The organism is Streptomyces sp. NBC_00576 (assembly GCF_036345175.1).
Taxonomy (GTDB): domain Bacteria; phylum Actinomycetota; class Actinomycetes; order Streptomycetales; family Streptomycetaceae; genus Streptomyces.
Window position 1 is genome coordinate 9,661,179 of sequence record NZ_CP107780.1, and the last position, 18,663, is coordinate 9,679,841.

At 73.9% G+C, this 18,663-nt stretch carries 2 protein-coding genes; one reads left to right on the forward strand and one right to left on the reverse strand.

All coding sequences use genetic code 11. From position 1 onward, the window contains the following. The first annotated feature begins 49 nt into the window (after nucleotides 1-49). Entirely contained in the window at nucleotides 50-17,599 is a 17,550-nt protein-coding gene (locus OG734_RS42250) for an SDR family NAD(P)-dependent oxidoreductase (protein ID WP_330292661.1), read from the forward strand. 281 nt (nucleotides 17,600-17,880) lie between these two features. Here OG734_RS42250 and OG734_RS42255 read toward each other — a convergent pair whose 3' ends face one another. Then, on the reverse strand, nucleotides 17,881-18,642 hold the full coding sequence (locus tag OG734_RS42255) for a thioesterase II family protein (protein ID WP_443065020.1): 762 nt from the start codon (nucleotides 18,640-18,642) through the stop codon (nucleotides 17,881-17,883). Nucleotides 18,643-18,663: the final 21 nt, after the last annotated feature.

An 18,663-nucleotide genomic window follows, 5' to 3' on the forward strand; every position in this document is an offset into this window, starting at 1 on the left:
GATCACAGGTGATTGCCATGGTGTGCCGTTGACGTGGGAGGTGCTGAGGGTGGGATCGACTGCCGCGGACGGAAGCCAGACGGGGCAGGAGGTGCCCTGGGTGCTCTCCGGCCCGTCGACGGCCGCGCTCAGGGAACGCGCCGCCGAGCTGAAGGCCGCCGCCGAGCGTGCCCCGGAGCGGCCCTCCGCCGAGGTCGGCTGGTCGTTGGTGGCCGACGGAGCCACCGCCGCGGACTCCGCCCACCGCGCGGTGGTGCTGGGCCGCGGCCACGAGGACTTCCTGCGCGGGCTCGCCGCGGTCGGCTCCGGTCGGCCGTCCGCCGGTGTGATCCGCGGCTCGGCCACGGTGACCGACGACCGGATCGTCTTCGTCTTCCCCGGCCAGGGCTCCCAGTGGCAGGGCATGGCGGCCGACCTGGTCGAATCCAGCCCGGTCTTCCGGGAACAGGCCGAGCGCTGCGCCGAGGCTTTCGCGCCGTACCTCGACTGGTCACTGATGGACGTGCTGTGCGACCGGCCCGGGGCGGCGTCGTCGGAACGGGTGGACGTGGTGCAGCCCGCGCTGTTCGCGGTGATGGTGTCGCTCGACGCGCTGTGGCGGTCCTGGGGTGTGCGGCCGGACGCGGTGATCGGGCACAGTCTCGGCGAGGTGGCCGCCGCGCACGTCTGCGGGGCGCTGTCGCTCCGGGACGCGGCGATGGTGGCCGCGCAGTGGAGCAAGGCCCAGGCGACGCTCGTCGGCACCGGGGACATGGCGTCGGTCGACCTGACCCCGGAGGCGGTACGCGAGCGGCTGGCCGGCCGTGGTGGCCGCCTCGGGCTGGCCGCGGTGAACGGACCCGACTGGGTGCTGGTCTCCGGTGACCGGGAGGAGGTCGTGGGCTTCGTCGAGGAGCTCCGGGCCGAGGGCGTACGAGCCAGGCTGATCAATGTGGGCCTGGCCGCTCACTCGGCGCACATCGACTCGATCACCGACCGCATGATGCGGGACCTGGCCACCCTCGCACCGCGTCCGCTCAGCGTCCCCTTCCGCTCCTCGGTCACCGGCGAACTGCTGCGGGGCACCGAACTCGGCGCCGAGTACTGGTGCCGCAATCTGCGGAGCACGGTGGAGTTCGCGCGTACCGTCCGCGCCCAGGCGGAGCACGGGTTCAGGACGTTCGTCGAACTCAGTCCCCACCCGGCTCTGGTCATGGGTGTCAAGGGCGCCCTGGAGGACGCCGGAGCCGAGGCGGACAGCGTGGCCGTGGGCTCACTCCGGCGTGACCGGAGCGGGCGGGCCGCCATGCTGTCCGCCCTCGCCGAGCTGTATGTGCGAGGTGTGCCGGTGGACTGGGCCGGGCCCTTCGGCCGGAGCCCGCGCCCCGGCCCGGTCGCGGAGCGCGCTGAAACCTCCCGCACCCCCGCCCCGCCGGCCGTCCCCGTGGGCGCGGTGCCCGGCGGCACACGGCCGTCGGCCCAGAGCCCACGGCCCGAGGGCCTGGCCGACCTGCCGGCCGACCTGCCGGTCGGGGTGTCGCGGGCCGCGGCGGAGCGCACGCTCCTGGACCTGGTGGGTGCCCATGTGGCTGCCCTGCTCGACGTGGACTCGCCCGACGCGGCGGATCCGGAGTGGGCCGCCAAGTCGCTCGGTGACCTGGGCTTCACCTCGGTGCTGGCGGTGGAACTGCGGGACCGGCTGGTGCAGGACACCGGCCTGCGCCTGCCGCGCACTCTGGTGTTCGACCACCCCGTCCCCCAGTCACTGGCCCGCTTCCTCGCCGCCGGGCTCCGCGGCGCGGCGGGCGCCGAGTCGTCGTCCCGCCCTGCCCCGGAGGCCTTGGCCCCCTCGGCAGCCCGGGCGGACGAGGCCATCGCCATCGTGGGCATGGCGGCCCAGCTTCCCGGGGCCAGGCACCTGGAGGAGTACTGGGAACTGCTGAGCGGCGGCCGGGAGGCGATAACCCGCTTCGACGACGAGGAACTCGCGGCGGCCGGGGTGCCGGACGAGCTGATCCGGGACCCGCGCTATGTGAAGGCGTTCGGAGCGCTGCCCGAAGCGGAGCTGTTCGACGCGGCCTTCTTCGGACTCACCCCCGCCGAGGCCGAACTGACCGACCCCCAGCACCGGCTGTTCCTCCAGTCCTGCCACGCCGCTCTGGAGCACGCCGGCTACGACCCGGGCCGCAGCCAGGCGGAGATCAGCGTCTTCGGCGGCGCCGCCAACAACACCTACCTTCAGAACAACGTGCTCCCCGCGACCGACCGGACCACCACCTCCCAGTACTTCCGCGTCCTGTTCGGGAACGACAAGGACTACCTGGCCACCCGCGTCGCCTACAAACTGGGCCTGACGGGCCCCTCCTACACCGTCCAGACCGCCTGCTCGACCTCACTGGTGGCCGTCCATCTGGCCTGCCAGGCGCTGCGGGCGGGCGATTGCGACCTGGCGCTCGCGGGCGGGGTGTCGCTCCGGGTGCCCCAGTCGGCGGGCCATCTGCACGAGGAAGGCGCGATCCTGTCGGCCGACGGGCACGTGCGCGCCTTCGACGCCGAGGCCAGCGGCACCGTCTTCGGCAACGGCGCCGGCGTCCTCGCGCTGAAGCGGCTCACCGACGCCGTGGCGGACGGTGACACGGTGCACGCGGTGATCCGCGGGACGGCCACCAACAACGACGGCGCGCAGAAGGTCAGTTACGCGGCGCCCGCCAGGGACGGGCAGGCGGCGGTGATCGCCCGGGCCCAGGCCGCGGCCGGGGTCGACGCCGGGACGATCACCTACCTGGAGGCGCACGGTACGGGAACCACGCTGGGCGACCCCGTCGAGGTGGCGGCGCTCACCCAGGCGTTCCGGCACACCACCGCGGCGACGGGGTACTGCGCCATAGGCTCGGTCAAGCCGAACATCGGCCATCTGGACGCCGCCTCCGGTGTGGCGGGCATGATCAAAGTGGCGCTGATGTTGCGTCACCGAACCATCGTGCCGAGCATCAACTACCGGAGCCCGAACCCAGCCATCGAGTTCGACAGCACCCCCTTCCAGGTCGCCACGGAACTTCGTCCGTGGGCGGTGCGGGGGGTGCCGCGCCGGGCCGGGGTCAGCTCCTTCGGCGTCGGCGGAACCAACGCCCACGCGGTGCTGGAGGAGGCGCCCGAGCGGGAACCGTCCGGCCCCTCCCGCCCCGAACAGCTCCTGCTGCTGTCGGCCGCCACACCGTCCGCCCTGGACGTGGCCGCCGCACGGCTCGCGGAGCACCTGCGACGCCATCCCGACGTACCGCCGGCGGATGTCGCCTACACCCTGTCGGTGGGCCGCGCGGCCCACCGACACCGGCTGGCAGTGCTGTGCCGGGACACCGAGGAAGCGGCGCGGCTGCTGGAGAACCGCGCCGAGGCCGGGTGCCGCAGCGCGCGGACCGGTTACGCCCCGCCCTCCGTCGCCTTCGCGTTTCCCGGGTGCGGCACCGACGAGGACGGGCAGTCGGCAGCCGGACTCGCGGTGACCGAGCCGGCGTTCGCCGAGCGGTACGAGGTGTGCGCCGCGGCCGGCGCCCTGACGCGCGGCCCGCGAGGCCGGGCGTTCGCGTTCCAGTACGCCCTGGCCGGGCTCTGGCAGGACTGGGGACTGGATCCGGAGGTGCTGTTCGCCGAGGGCACCGGGGAACTGGTGGCCGGCTGCCTGACCGGCGCCCTGCGGATCGACCAGGCACTGGCCGGGCTCATGCCGTCCGCCGCACCCACCTCGCAGGCGGGAGAGGCAGGGCCGGCCGGAGACGGGCAGGGGCCGCGGATCCTGCCGTACGGCGACATCGGCGCCGCCGAGGGGCTGGTCGTTCTCACCGCCCGGGCGGAGTCCCCGCTGGCCGCGGTGCGGGACGCCTGGCTGGCCGGCGCGGAGATCGACTGGGAACGGCTCTACCACGGCCAGCGACGCCATCGGGTGCCGCTGCCGACCTACCCCTTCGAAGGCCGGCGGTACTGGCTCGAACCCGCCACGCCGTCCCCGGCTGCCGCGCGCCCGCCAGGCAGCGGGGAGGCACAGCCCCGGCTGCGTACGGTCCCGGACCCGGCCGGGGCGGGCCGGACCTGCCAGGCGGTCACCCTCACCGGCACCGAGCCGTACGTCGAGGACCACGCCGTGCGCGGTGTGCCCGTGCTGCCGGCGGCCGTGCACCTGGAACTGGCACGTGTCACCGGGGAGATGGTGACCGGCGCGAGGACCGGCACGATCCGGGACATCGGTTTCGAGCGGATGCTCTCCTTCGAGGGCGGCGACGCCCGCACCCTTCGGATCCTTCTGGAACCCCGGGGTGCCGCGCTGCGCTGCACCGTGACGGCGGACGGCACGGACGTGGTGGCGGCGGGCGGCGCCGAGCCCGTGGGCGATCCGGTGTACGCACGCGGCGAGCTGGTCCTCCCCGACGGAGCCCCGGCCGGTGCGGCACGGGACCCGGAGCGGATCGATCTCGACGCCGCCCGGCTCCGCTGCCCGAGCCGGGTCGAGCCCGGCACGTGTTACGACCTGTTGCGGGAACGTGGTGTGCGGCACGGCCCCAGCCTGCGCGCGCTGCGCGAGTTCAGGCACCGCGCGGCCCAGGAGGCCGTGGCCGTCGTCGAGGTGCCGGAGACCGCCGTCGAGTCCGTGGCGGGCGGTGGCTTCGCCGGGCCCGGCACCCTGGTGCTGCATCCGGCGCTGCTGGACGGTGCCCTCCAGGCGGCGGTGTGCCTGCTCGCCGCCTCGGGTGAGGATCACGGAGCCACCTACCTGCCGATGCGACTCGGCGCACTCCATGTGCATGCCACCCCGGGCGACCGGTGCGCGGTGCACGTCACCCGCTCCATCGGCGGCGTCCACGGCGGTGGCCAAGTCGTACGGCTGGACGTGGCGTTGACAGGGGACGACGGAACCGTTGCCGTCCGGTTGTCCGATCTGGTCCTGCGCCGCCTCCCGTCCGGCACCGGGCAGGAGGAGACGGTGGGCGCGGCCGCCGAGCCCGCCCACACCCACGCGGACGCGACGGACCCCGTCTTTCTGCGCGGCCACTGGTCGCCCGCGCCGCTCAGCCCGTCCGGCGGCACGGGCAGTGGTCCGTTCCTGCTGCTGGCGGACGGAGAAGAGCCCCGCCAGGCCCTGCGCGGGGCACTGCGGGACATCGGCGAGCAGGACACCACGGTGGTCCTGGTGACGCCGGGACCCGGATTCCGGCGCACCGACTCGGACACGTACCAGCTGGATCCCGGGCGGCCCGGCGACTTCGCCGACCTGCTGACGGCTCTGCACACCGACGGGATGGTCCCCCAGCGGATCCTGCACGCCTGGAGCGTCGCGGCCCGGCCGTCCGACACCTTCGGCGCCGACATGCTCGACGTGGGTGTCGGCTCGCTGTTCCACCTCACCAGGGCACTGCTGGCGCGGCGGCCGGTGACGGGGGTGCGGCTGCTGTTCGTCCACCCGCTGGGCCTCGCCCCGCTCGGCCACGACGAGGGGCTGCCGGCGTACGAGGCGGTCGCCGCGTTCGCACGGACCGCCCGGCTGGAGAACCCCGCGCTGGACTACCGGGTGTCGGGCATCGCGGCGGACGGCCTCACCGAGCGGATGGCCCTGCTGCTGCGGGAGTTCGACACCGCCACCGGCCGGGAGCCCGAGATCCGGTACGAGCGCGACGTCCGTCTGGCCCGCCGGTACCGGGTGGTGGACCCGGCCGGCCCGGACGGCCGTGAAGCCGCCGACGGGTCCGGCGGCCGGACACGGCTGCGGGACCGGGGCGTCTACCTGATCACCGGCGGGACCGGGGGACTTGGGCTGCTGCTCGCCGAGCACCTGGCCGCCCGGGCCCGGGCGCATCTCTTCCTGGTCAGCCGTTCCGAGCCGGACGCCCGTACCCGGGCCCGGATCGAGGCACTGGCCGCGGCCGGCGGTACGGTCCGTCATCTGCGGGCGGACGTCTCCCGTGAGGACGACGTCCGTGCCGTACTGGCGGCGGTGGAGGCCGAGCACGGCACGCTGCACGGTGTGATCCACGCCGCCGGCGTACTGCGGGACTCCTTCCTGGCCGGCAAGGCCCCGGAGGACCTGTGGGCCGTCCTCGCGCCCAAGGTCCACGGAACGGTCCACCTCGACCGGCTGACCGCCGACCACGCCCTGGACTTCTTCGTGACGTTCTCGTCGGTCGCCGCGCCGCTGGGCAATGTGGGCCAGTCCGACTACGCCTTCGCCAACGCCTTCATGGACGCCTGCATGGTCTCCCGCGAGCGGATGGGCGCGGCCGGACAGCGCAGCGGCAGGTCACTGTCGGTCGCCTGGCCCCTGTGGCGGGACGGCGGGATGATGCCCGACGCGTCGTCGGCAGCCCTCCTCGAAAAGACCCTGGGCTCAGCACCCCTGCCCACCCCGGTCGGCCTCGCGGCCTTCGAGACCGCCCTTGGCCTGCCGGGCGGGGCGGTAGTGGTGGCGCTCGGCGACCCCGAGACCGTACAGGCCGCGCTCTCGCCGGCCCCGGCCCCCGCGCCGTCCCCGAACGAGGCGGACCGCGACAGGCATCCGGCGCCGGGCACTCCCGCCGAGGTGGAGCCGATGCCGGACCCGCGGGCTGTCGCCGAGGAGCTCCTGCGCGAACTCCTCGCGGCGCAGACCAAGCTCGATCCCGACGCGATCGACCCCGAGGCACCACTGGACCGGTACGGCATCGACTCGCTGCTGATCGTCAAGCTCAACAGTGCGTTGGAGGAGAGCTTCGGGGAACTGTCGAAGACCCTCTTCTTCGAGTACGTGACCCTCGGTGAGCTGGCCGGCTATTTCGCCGACCACCACACGGAACGGCTCCGCGAGCTGAGTGGCGCCACGCGGGCAGCGGCACCTGTCCCTGCCGAACCGGCCGCCCACGGCACCACCGCACGGCCGGCCACCGTGGCGCTCCGCGACGACGGCGGCGGCTACGGCGACGCCGACGGCGGCCGGCCGGAAGGGGCCATCGCCGTGATCGGTCTGAGCGGCCGCTATCCGAAGGCCGCGGACCTGGAGGAGTTCTGGCAGAACCTGGTCCGGGGCCGTGACTGCGTCACCGAGGTGCCGCCGGAGCGCTGGGACCACAGCCGTTTCTTCCAGGAGGGCCCGCCCGTTCCCGGCCGCGCCTACGCCAAGTGGGGCGGGTTCCTCGACGACGTCGACCGGTTCGATCCGCTGTTCTTCGGCATCTCCCCGCGCGAAGCCGAACTGATGGACCCCCAGGAGAGGCTGTTCCTCCAGACCGCGTGGCACACCCTGGAGGACTCCGGATACCGGCCCGCGGACCTCGCGGGTCGGCCGGTCGGGGTCTTCGTCGGCGCCATGTACGCCGAGTACCAGCTCTACGGGGCTGAAAGTCTGCTGCGCGACGCCGGCCGGCCGGTGGCGGCTTCGCTGCACGCCTCCATCGCCAACCGGGTGTCGTACGTGCTGAATCTGACCGGGCCCAGCCTGGCCGTCGACACCATGTGTTCCTCCTCGCTCACCGCGATCCACCTGGCCTGCCAGAGTCTGCGCGAGGGCGAGAGCGAACTGGCGATCGCCGGAGGCGTCAACCTCTCCCTCCACCCGCACAAGTACGTCTACCTCAGCCAGGGCCGGTTCGCGTCGGCCGACGGCCGCTGCCGGTCCTTCGGCGACGGCGGAACCGGCTACGTACCGGGCGAGGGCGTCGGAGCGGTCCTGCTCAAGCCGTTGCGGCAGGCCATGGCCGACGGCGACCACATCCACGGCGTCATCCTCGGCGACGCCGTCAACCATGGTGGCCGGACCAACGGCTACACCGTGCCCAACCCCAACGCGCAGCAGCGGGTGATCGAGCAGGCCCTGCGCCGGGCCGGAGTCTCACCGCGCGACATCGGGTGCGTCGAGGCCCATGGCACCGGCACCGCGCTCGGCGACCCGATCGAGATCACCGGGCTGCGCAAGGCCTTCGAAGCCGTCGACGCCGACGAGCAGGTGAGTGACCGGCGGGTGGCCGACGGGCAGGAGCGGCAGTACTGCCCCATCGGCTCGCTGAAGTCGAACACCGGCCACCTGGAGGCGGCCGCGGGCATCGCGGGACTCAGCAAGGTGCTGCTGCAGTTCCGGCATGGCAAGCTCGTACCCTCCCTGCATGCCGAACGGCTCAACCCGAACATCGACTTCGCCGGTTCCCCGTTCCGGGTGCAGCGCGAACTCGCGGACTGGCGGCCGCCCGGCGGGAGCGCACCACGCCGGGCCGCGCTCAGCTCGTTCGGTGCCGGGGGCTCCAACGCCCACCTGATCCTGGCCGAAGGACCGGCGGTCCCGGCCGCCCCGGCGGTCCCGGCCGCGGGGCAGCGCACGCCGGAGCCGCTGGTGTACGTGGTGTCCGCGCGGGACGAGGAACGGCTCCGCGAATACGCCGGGCGGCTCGGCCGCTTCCTGCGCACCGCGCGGGTCGAGCTCACGGACGTCGCCCACACGCTCCGCCGCGGGCGCGAGCCGATGACCGAGCGGCTGGCCGTGGTCACCGCCGACGGAGCGGCCCTCACCGAGGCGCTGCTCGCCTTCTCCGAGGGCGGTGCCGCACCGGCGTACCTGTGGCACGGGCGCGTCGGGGCGGAGCAGCCCGCCGTGGGCGGGGACGTGCGGCCCTCTGCCGGACAGGACACCGCCGCACCGGACACCGGCCAGGTGACGGCGGCCCGCCGCTGGGTCGCCGGAGCCGGCCCGGACGAGGCGGCGCTCGCCACGCACGCCGGTTCCGGCACCGCGGGCGGCCCGCCGCGCCGCGTACCGCTCCCGGGCTACCCCTTCGCCCGGGAGCGGTACTGGCTGGCCGGCCCCGACGACGAGGAGCGGGGCGCGCCCGGCGCGGCGCGGCTCCACCCGCTGCTGCACGCCAACGAGTCCACGCTCGCCGAGACCCGGTTCCGCAGCACGCTGCGCCGCGGCGACTCGCTGCTGAGCGACCACCAGGTCGCCGGGCGGCGGCTGCTGGCAGGCACCGCGCTGCTGGAGATGGCCCGGGCGGCGGTCGAGCAGGCGGTGGGCCGGACACCTGGGCGGTTGTGCGACGTGGTGTGGGGACGGCCGGTCGACGTGGTGGACGACACGCTCGACGTCTTCGTCGCGCTGCGGGCGGACGGAGCCGGGGGACCGGACGGTAGGGAGCCCGACACCGTGGCGTTCGAGGTGTTCAGCGAGGCGGGAGACGCCGGACGAGTCACCCATGTACGCGGCGTGGCGGTCACCGGCCCGCCCGGGCCGGCCGGGCGGCCGCTCGACCTGTCCGGGGCGCGCCGCCGTTGTACCGACTCGCGCACCGGAGCCGAGGTCTACGGCGACTACCGGCGGGCCGGCTTCGTCTACGGCCCGTCCTTCCAGGTGATGCGGGAGGTACGCATCGGGGCGGACGAGGTCCTCGTGGAGGCCGGGCTGCCCGCACAGCGGGAGTCCGTCTCCGGCTACACCCTGCACCCCGCCCTGCTGGACGGCCTGCTGAGGGCCGTGCACTGGATGAACCGTCACACGGCGCCCGGTCCCGACGACCTGGTGGTGCCGTTCTCACTGGGGGAGATCGAGATCCTCGCGCCGCTGCCGCCGGTCTGCTTCGCCCGCGCGGTGCCGTCCGCCGGCTCCGGCCCGAGGTCCACGGCCGTCCAGCGGTTCGACGTGGTGATCGTCGATGCGCAGGGAACGGAACTGGTCCGGGTGCGCGACTTCGCCGGACGCGTCCTGACCGGTCCGGCGGAGCCCGGGCCGGACGTGCAGCGGCTCACGGCGGAAGAGGGCGCCGACGGACCGCTGTTCTACGAGTTCGACTGGTCGCCCCGGGACGTCCCCGGGCCCACCGGACAGGAGCAGCACGCCCCGGGCACGCTGCTGGTTCTGTCCATGGAGCCGGAGCCGGTCCGCCTGCTGGCACGGTCCGGCCGGTGGCCCCGGGTGGTACGGGTGGCGGTCGGCGAGCGGTTTCACGCCGACGGCCCGGACGACTACACCATCGACCCCCTGGACACCGAACACCACCGGCGTCTGCTGGCCGCGGTGGCCGACGGCGGGGTGCGTCCCGGACTGGATGTCGTCCACCTGTGGGACCTGCCCGGCAGTCCTGGCCCCGCAGACGAGTCCGCCGGTGAACTCGCGGGGGAACTCGCCCGGCTGGACGCGGCGTTCGACACCGGGCTGTTCGCGGTGCTGCACCTGCTCCAGGCGGCGCAGGACAGCCACGGCGCCGTCCGGCTGCTGCACGCGCACGCGGGGCCGGCGGGATCGGTGCGGCCCGAGCAGGAGGCCCTGCCCGGTCTGGCCCGTGCCGCCGAGAGCGGACCGCCACGTCTGTGGTTCCGTGCCGTCCGGTACGACGGCGCCGCGCCGGCGGCGGAGCGGCTCGCCCGGACGGTACTGGACGAGTTCGCGGCCCCGGCCGGCTCGGCACCGAGGACCGCGGAGATCCGCTACGGCGAGGACGGCCGGCGCCTGATGCGCGTCGTACGACCCGCACACACGCAGGCACCCACCCAAGGCGCCGGCCTCCCGGGCGTGCCCCTGAGGAAAGGCGGCGTGTACCTGATCACCGGCGGGACCGGCGGGATCGGGCTGGTCTTCGCCCGGTACTTGGCCGAGCGGCACCAGGCACGGCTGGTGCTGCTGGCCCGCTCCCCGCTGGGGGAGGCCGCCCGGGCCGAGGTGGAGCGGCTGACGGCGCTGGGCGCCGAGCTGCTGGCGGTCCGTGGAGATGTCGCGGTGCCCGGTGACGTACGGCGGGCACTGGGCGAGGCGAAGGAGCGCTTCGGACGGCTCGACGGCGTCTTCCACGCCGCCGGGACATACGACCCGACGCCGCTGCCCGGCACGGACCGTGAGCGGTTCGAGCGGGTGCTGGCCGCGAAGACCCACGGCACGGTCAACCTCGATGTGCTCACCAAGGACGAGCGGCTCGACCTGTTCGTGCTCTTCTCATCGGTCTCCACCGTCCTCGGTGACTTCGGCGCCGGCAGCTACGCAGCCGCCAACCGCTACCTGGACGCCTACGCCGTGCGACGGGACCAGCGGGTCCGCGAGGGGCGCCGCCACGGCCGCACTCTGTCGCTCGACTGGCCGCTGTGGTCGGTCGGAGGCGTCGACTCCTCGCTGGGCGAGGCCGAACTGCGCCGCTACCAGGCCGCCACGGGGATGCGACTGGTGACGGCGGACGAGGGACTGGAGATGTTCGAACGGGCCTGGGCTCATGGAGCCCCCCTTCTCCTCCCGGCCGTCGGCGACCGCGCCGCGATCGAACGCGCGCTCGGCGCCGAGGGTGAGGCCGCTCCCGATCCGGAGCCGGCTCCGGCCCTCGTCGGCTCCCCGGACGTCCGGGTGCGGTCACGGGTGGTACAGCACGTCCGGGCGCGGCTCGCCGAGGTGCTGAAGCTCCCGGAGGCCAGGCTCGACAGCCGTACCGCGCTGGCTTCCTACGGCCTGGACTCGGTGCTGGTGATGGAGGCCAACGCCCTGCTCGGCAGGGACTTCCCCGGCCTGCCCGGCACCCTGTTCTTCGAGTACGGCACCGTGGAGGAGGTCGCCGGGTATCTGCTCCAGGAGCATTCCGGGGCCGTGACGCAGCTGTTCGGCAAGCAGCCGCCCCATCCCCTGCCGGTCGGTCCGGCGCTGCCGGCGCTTCCCGCGGCGCCCCGTTCCGGGACGGCCCCTGCCCCTGTCGCACCGCAGCCGTCCGGGGGCGCCCGTGACGAGGACATCGCGATCGTCGGCATCAGCGGGCGCTACCCCAAGGCGCGCGACCTGGACGAGTTCTGGGAGAACCTGAAGGCCGGGCGGGACTGCGTCACGGAGGTGCCCGCGGACCGCTGGGACGCGCAGGCGCTGTTCGACCCGGATCCGTCCGCGGCGGGTCGCAGCTACAGCCGTTGGGGCGGCTTCCTGGACGACGTCGACGCCTTCGACTCGTTGTTCTTCCGGATCTCCCCGGCTCAGGCCAGGACCATGGACCCGCAGGAGCGGCTCTTCCTGGAGACCGCCTGGGCCGCTCTGGAGGACGCCGGATATCCGCTCGAAGCCCTGCCCCGGCCGCGCTTCTCGGACGAGGGACGCGACATCGGCGTGTTCGTCGGGGTGATGTGGGGCGACTACGCGGTCCTGGCCGCGGAGGAGTCCTTCCGCGGCAACCACGTCGCCGTCCCGGCCAACCGCTCCTCGATCGCCAACCATGTGTCGTACTTCGGAGACTTCCGTGGCCCCAGCGTCGTGGTGGACACCGCCTGTTCCTCCTCCCTGGTGGCGCTCCACATGGCCTGCGAGAGCATCCGCCGCGGGGAGTGCGCCCAAGCGATCGCGGGAGGCGTGAACATCGCCGCGCACCCGGCCAAATACGTCCACCTCAGCCGGATGACCATGCTCGCCCGGGACGGCCGGTGCCGGTCGTTCGGCGATGGCGGCAGCGGCTACGTACCCGGCGAGGGCGTGGGTGCGGTGCTGCTCAAGCGGCTGTCGCAGGCCGAGGCGGACGGAGACCGCATTCATGCCGTGATCAAGGCCAGCGCGGTCAACCACGGCGGCCGCACCAGCGGGATCACCGTGCCCAACCCGCGCGCCCAGCAGGCGCTGATCGAGGAGGCCCTGTACCGGGCCGGGGCCGACGCGCGCACCATCGGCTGCATCGAGGCCCACGGGACCGGCACCGCACTGGGCGACCCCATCGAACACACCGGTCTGGAACGGGCCTTCCGCTCCCACACCGAGGACCGGGGATTCTGCGCTCTCGGTTCGGTCAAGTCGGCGATCGGCCATCTGGAGGGCGCGGCGGGAATCGCCGGCCTCACCAAGGCGGTCCTGCAGCTGCGGCACGGACAGCTCGTACCGTCACTGCACGCGCGGCAGCTCAACCCGGTCATCGACTTCGAGCAGTCGCCGTTCCGGGTGCAGCGTGAACTCGCCGACTGGTCCCGCACCCGGTCCGGCGAGGACGACGGCGCCGTGGAGCAGCCGCGCCGGGCCGGCGTCAGCGCCTTCGGCGCCGGGGGCACCAACGCCCACGTCATCGTCGAGGAGTACCTCGGGGCGCGGGACCGGCACCCGGCCGAGCCGGAGACCGGACGGCCGGAGCTGCTGACCCTGTCCGCCCGTTCCGAGGAACGGCTGACGGCCTACGCGGCGAGGCTGGCCGCCTTCCTCAGCCGCGAACGCGTCGCAGGCCGCCCGCCGGTGCTCGCCGACGTGGCGCACACCCTGCAGGCGGGCCGGGAGGCGATGACCGAACGCATGGCGGCCACCGTGTACGGGCTGGACGAGGCTGTCGAGGTGCTGGAGGCGTTCGCCCGGGGGGAGGCGGGGGACCGTGTGGTCCGGGGCGGCGCCAAGACGAACGCGGCCGTGAGCGACCTGCTCACCGGGGTGCCGGAGGGCAGGGACCTGGCGTTGGCGCTGGCCGCGGCCGGTGACTACGACCGGCTCGGCCGACTGTGGGCCTCAGGCCTCTCACTGGACGCGGACGTGCTCCAGCGGGTCCGGCCCCGCCCCGCCCGCAGGATGTCGCTGCCGACCTATCAGTTCGCCCCGGAACGGCACTGGATCGTCCGGCGTCCGGCAGAGCCGGCCCCCGCCGGGAGTGGAGAGGGGGCGTCCGGCGTGTATCGCCGGACGCTGCACCCTGAAGAGCCGGTGCTGCGCGACCACCTCGTCCAGGGCCACCGCATCCTGCCCGGGGTCGCGCATCTGGACCTGGCGCTCTCCGCGGCCCGAGGACCCGCAGGACGGCCGCGGACACTGCTCGACGTCCGCTGGCTGTCGCCGGTGACGGTGGGCGACGAGGACGTCGAACTCGCCCTGCACACGGAGGAGCACGGCGCCACCGTCCGTTACGAGATCCGCAGCGGGGATGTCCTGTGCTCCCAGGGCGTCCTGGACGGCACACGGCTGCCCGGCGCCGACGTACTCTCCGTCGAAGCCGTCCAGAACCGCTGCCCGGATGTCCGCAGCGGTGGCGAGCTGTACGCGTCACTGGCCGGCCGGGGCCTGGCGTACGGCGCGTACTTCCGGGCCGTGGAGCGGGTGTGGACCGGTGACGGCGAGGCGCTGGCCCGGCTCAGCGCGCCCGCGGAACACCGCCCCGGCGACGGACGGCACGCTCTGCACCCCGGCATGGCGGACGCGGCACTGCACACCATCGCCGCGCTGCTCGCCCCCGACGACGGCGTGCTGCTCCCCTTCGCCGCCGAAGCGGTGGAGTTGCTGCGGCCGGTCCCGGCGGAGGGCTGGTCGCACGTGACGGCACTGGGCGGGCACCGGTACGACATCGCGCTGCTCGACGAGGCGGGCCGGGTGTGCGTGCGCTTCCACGACGTGGCCTGCCGCCCGCTGCCCGGGCTGCCCGAGCCCGTGCGGCCCGGAAAACGCGTGGTGCCCGTGGACGGAGGAAAAGAGCCCTTCTCGTACCGGCCCCGCTGGGTGCCCGCCCCGCTGTCAGGTGCGGACACCGCCACGGACCGGGAGACCGTGCTGATCGCCGCCCCCGAGTCGGCACGCGACCTCGCGCTGGCGCTCGGCCGCGCGCATCTGGGCCGGGGCGACGAGGTCCGCCACCTGTGGTTGGCGCAGGACGGGGCGTCCGCGGACGGCGTCGACCGGGGCCTGGCGGGACGGTCGGCGCCCGGCCTGGTGTACTTCCTCGGCGCAAGCGATGACGTCCCGTCGTACGACGCGGCCGTGCACGGCGGCCCGGCCCGGCAGGCCCGGGAGGAGGTCGTGGCGCTGCACCGCCTGGTCCATGGCCTGCTGCGGCACGACACGGCCGACGCCCGGCCCGGAGCACTGCCCGAGGGCCTCCGGCTGAAGGTCGTCACCACCGACGCCCTGCCCTTCTGCGAGGACGAGCGGTCACGGCCCTGGGCGGCCGGCCTGTGGGGCTACTGCTCAGTGCTGGACAAGGAGTTCCCGGCGCTCAGAGCCGCATACGTGGACCTGCGCGGCGAGGACGCCGCCGGTGCGATCGAGCGGGTGGTGGCCGAGCCGTTCCAGGGCCGGGTCCGGGCGGTGTCCCTGCGCGGCGGAGTCCGCCGCACCCTGCGGCTGGAGCCGGTGGAACTGCCACCGGCGGACGTCGGCGTCCCCTTCCGGGACAACGGCGTGTACCTCATCCTCGGCGGGCTGGGCACGGTCGGTCACGACACCGCACTCCACCTGGCGCGCACCTACCGGGCGAAGCTGGTGCTGCTCGGCCGTACGCCCCTCGACGCGAGGAACGCGGCCAGCCTCGCCGAGATCGAGCGCTGCGGGGGAGAGGTCCTGCACCTCGTGTGCGACGCGACGGACCCGGTGGCCCTCCAGGACGCCGTGGCCCGGGCCAAAGGGCGGTTCGGAGCGCTGCACGGCGTCATCCACTCCGCGATGGTGCTGGGAGCCGCGCCGGTCCGGGAGCTGGACGACGCCGCCCTGCACGAAATCCTTGCCGGCAAGACCGACACCACCTGGAACCTGGCCCGGGCGGTGTGGGAGGAACCCCTCGACTTCCTTCTGCTGTACTCCTCCGGCGTCTCCTTCTCGGGCAACACGGGCCAGGCCGGGTACGCGGCCGGCTGCGCCTTCGCCGACGCGCTCGCCCGGCACCTCGGCCGCAGCGCCCGCTTCCCCGTCCGCACCCTGAACTGGGGCTACTGGCACTCCGGCGGGGACCAGGAGCGACAGGAGGCTCTGCGCCGGCTCGTCGAGGCAGGCATCCACCCGATCGGCGCCCGCGAGGGAATGGAGACCGTGGAGCGCTTCCTCGCCTCCGGGCTCCCCCAGACCCTGGCGACCCGCGCCTCTGCGACCATCCTCGAAGTCCTGGGCGTCGACCTGTCGTTGCGGGTGCGGCCGAACCCCGGGCAGTCCCGGTCGTCGGCCGCCACGGCGGGCGCGGAGCCGCCCCGGATCAGCGCCGCGGACCAGGTACGGATCGGGGAGCAGCGCGCCGCCTCGCGTGCGCTGGACCAGCTGGGCCGACTCCTGCTGCTGGGTGCCTTCCAGAAGGCGGGTACCCTCCGCCGCGCGGGCGAGCGCCGCTCCGTGGCGGAACTGCGCCGCGCACTCGGCGTGGTGCCCCGTCACCACGGGCTGTACGAGGTGCTGCTGGACATGCTGGTGGTGGGTGGACTCCTGCGGCGCGAGGGCGACGAGGTGCTCGCACTGCCCGCGGTGGAGAGCGAGGAGGCCCGGCGCACCGTCGCCGATCCCGATGCGGCACGCGGGCGGCTGCCTGCCGGGCAGCCGTGGACCGCGGCGGTGGCCGACCTGTTGCTGCGCTGCACGCGGGAACTGCCGGGGGTACTGGCCGGGACGACCGCGGCGACGGAGGTGCTCTTCCCCGGCGGATCCCTGGACGCGGTGACCGCCGTCTACCAGGGCAATCCGATCACCGACCGGCTGGGCGTGCAGCTGGCGGCTGTGGTGCGCGGGTACGTCGAGGAGCGGCTGTCCGCCGACCCCGCAGCCCGGATCCGGGTGCTGGAGGTGGGCGCCGGTACCGGAAGCACCACCCGTGAGGTGCTGGCGGCGCTCGAGCCCTTCGCCGGGCAGGTCCGGTACACGTACACGGACATCTCCGCCGGGTTCGTACGGCACGGCCGCAAGTGGTTCGGCGACGCCTACCCGTTCACCGACTTCCGTGCCCTGGACGTCGAGGGCGACCTCGCAGGGCAGGGGTTCGCGCCCGGTGAGTACGACATCGTGCTGGGCACGAACGTCTTCCACGCCACCCGGGACATTCACCGGACCGTCGAGCGGGTCAAACTCCTGCTCCGGGCGAACGGGCTGCTGCTGGCCAGCGAGGGGACCCGGTTCGATCATGCGATGACCCTCATATTCGGCCTGACCGACGGCTGGTGGGCGCACCAGGACCCGGAACACCGGATCCCGGGCACCCCGCTGCTCAGCGAGCGGTCGTGGCGCGACGTGCTGTACGACGGTGGCTTCCGGAGGGTCGTCACCCACGGACTGCCCCAGGACGGCGAGGTCACCCAGAGCCTGATCGTCGCCGAGAGCGACGGCCTCGTCGTCCACCCGGCCGCACCGGAAGCCGACGCGGCCGACACCGCCGACCAGCTGCCCGGCCCGGAGACGGCCGGGGAGACGAGCGGCGGGCGTCCGCGTGAGCGGCAGCCGGCCGAGGACCGCTACGAGGCCGCCGAAACGTTCGTACGGCAGATCTTCGCCAAGGTGCTGGAGATGTCACCGGACCGGCTCGACCCGGACGCCACCTTCGAGAACTACGGCATCGACTCCCTGGTGGTGCTTCAGCTCAACAAGGCCCTGCAGGAGCGCGTGGGCCGGGTACCGGCAACGCTCCTGTTCGAGCAGATCACCATGGGCCGACTCGCTCGCTGGCTGCTCGCGGAGCGCCCGGACGCCCTGGACCGTGGCGTGCCCGCTTCGGCCTCCGGCGCGCCGTCGCTCCGTGCGAAGGCGCCCACGCCGACCGGCACGGAGGAACAGCGACCTCGGCCGGCCGGGCCGACCGAGCATGTGGCGGTTCCGGGCCCGGAACCGGTTCCGGCAGGCATGGCCGGACCCGAGCTGGCACGCATGATCGGCGCGCTGTCCGACGGGCAGGTCGACGACCTGCTGCGGCTGCTCGATCCCGTCGGTCGCACGGCGGACGGCCGGGAGGCGGCGGAATGACGGCGCGGAAGGCCGGGACGGAACGGTCCGGCACGACAGGGGGCAGTGTGATCGACGGACGGCAGACGGAGGGCGTGTCCGTGCGCGGTCGTCGGGACGGCAGGGCGGAACGCGATGCTGGCGGCACACCGGGCAGCCGCGGAGGCCGAGCCCGCCTCCGCGGGGACGCCCGGCGCGGGACCCTGGCAGAGACCGGCCGATACGAGCTGTCGGGCAGTGCCCTTCGAGGCACCGCCCGACCGGTCGGGGACCGGGCCACGGCCGCGGACCCCGTATGGCGATCAGCCCGTCGGTGTGCAACGGGTGCGGATCAACTCCGTCACCCCCGCGGCGTGTTCGTCGAGGAAGAAATGCCCTCCGGAGTAGACCCTCAGCTCCGATCCGGCCGACGTGTGCTCACCCCAGGCGTTCGCCTCGTCGAGCGTGGTGGCGGGGTCGGAGTCACCGGTCAGAATGAGGACGGGGCAGCTCAGTGGTGGGCCGGGAACGTAGCGGTAGCTTTCCACCGCCCGGTAGTCCGCACGCATCGCGGGCAGGAACATGGCCCGAAGCTCCTCGTTGTCCAGCACTTCCGACGCCGTGCCGCCCAGCTCCTTGAGATGGGCGATGATCCCGGCGTCGTCCAGACGGTGAACACTCCCCTCCCGGGGACGGGAAGGTGCCCGGCAGCCGGAGACGATCAGCCGGTGCGGCACGGTGCCTTCGTCCGCCAGCAGGCGAGCCGCCTCGAAGGCCACCAAGGCACCCATGCTGTGACCGAACAGGGCCAACGGCCGGTCCGTCCACGGTGCCAGCGCACTCACGGCCTGCTGCGCCAGTCCCTGGATACTCCCCGGATGGGGGGCCGCCCAGCGATCCTGGCGGCCGGGGTACTGGATCGCCAGGGCCTCCACCTCGGGCGACAGCGCGGCGGAAACGCCGTGATAGTGGTTCGCCGTTCCGCCGGCGTGCGGGAAACAGGCCAATCGGCTGAAGGGCTCCGGCGCAGGATGAAAGAGGCGGATCCAGTCCGCAGGTCGCCGATTTGTTTCGCCCAACTTCATGCATCCTCTTCGCTCGGTCAT

Bases quoted from the DNA above. Each gene is read 5' to 3' on its own strand.
- OG734_RS42255 (WP_443065020.1), bottom strand. From the start codon at position 18,642: ATGAAGTTGGGCGAAACAAATCGGCGACCTGCGGACTGGATCCGCCTC.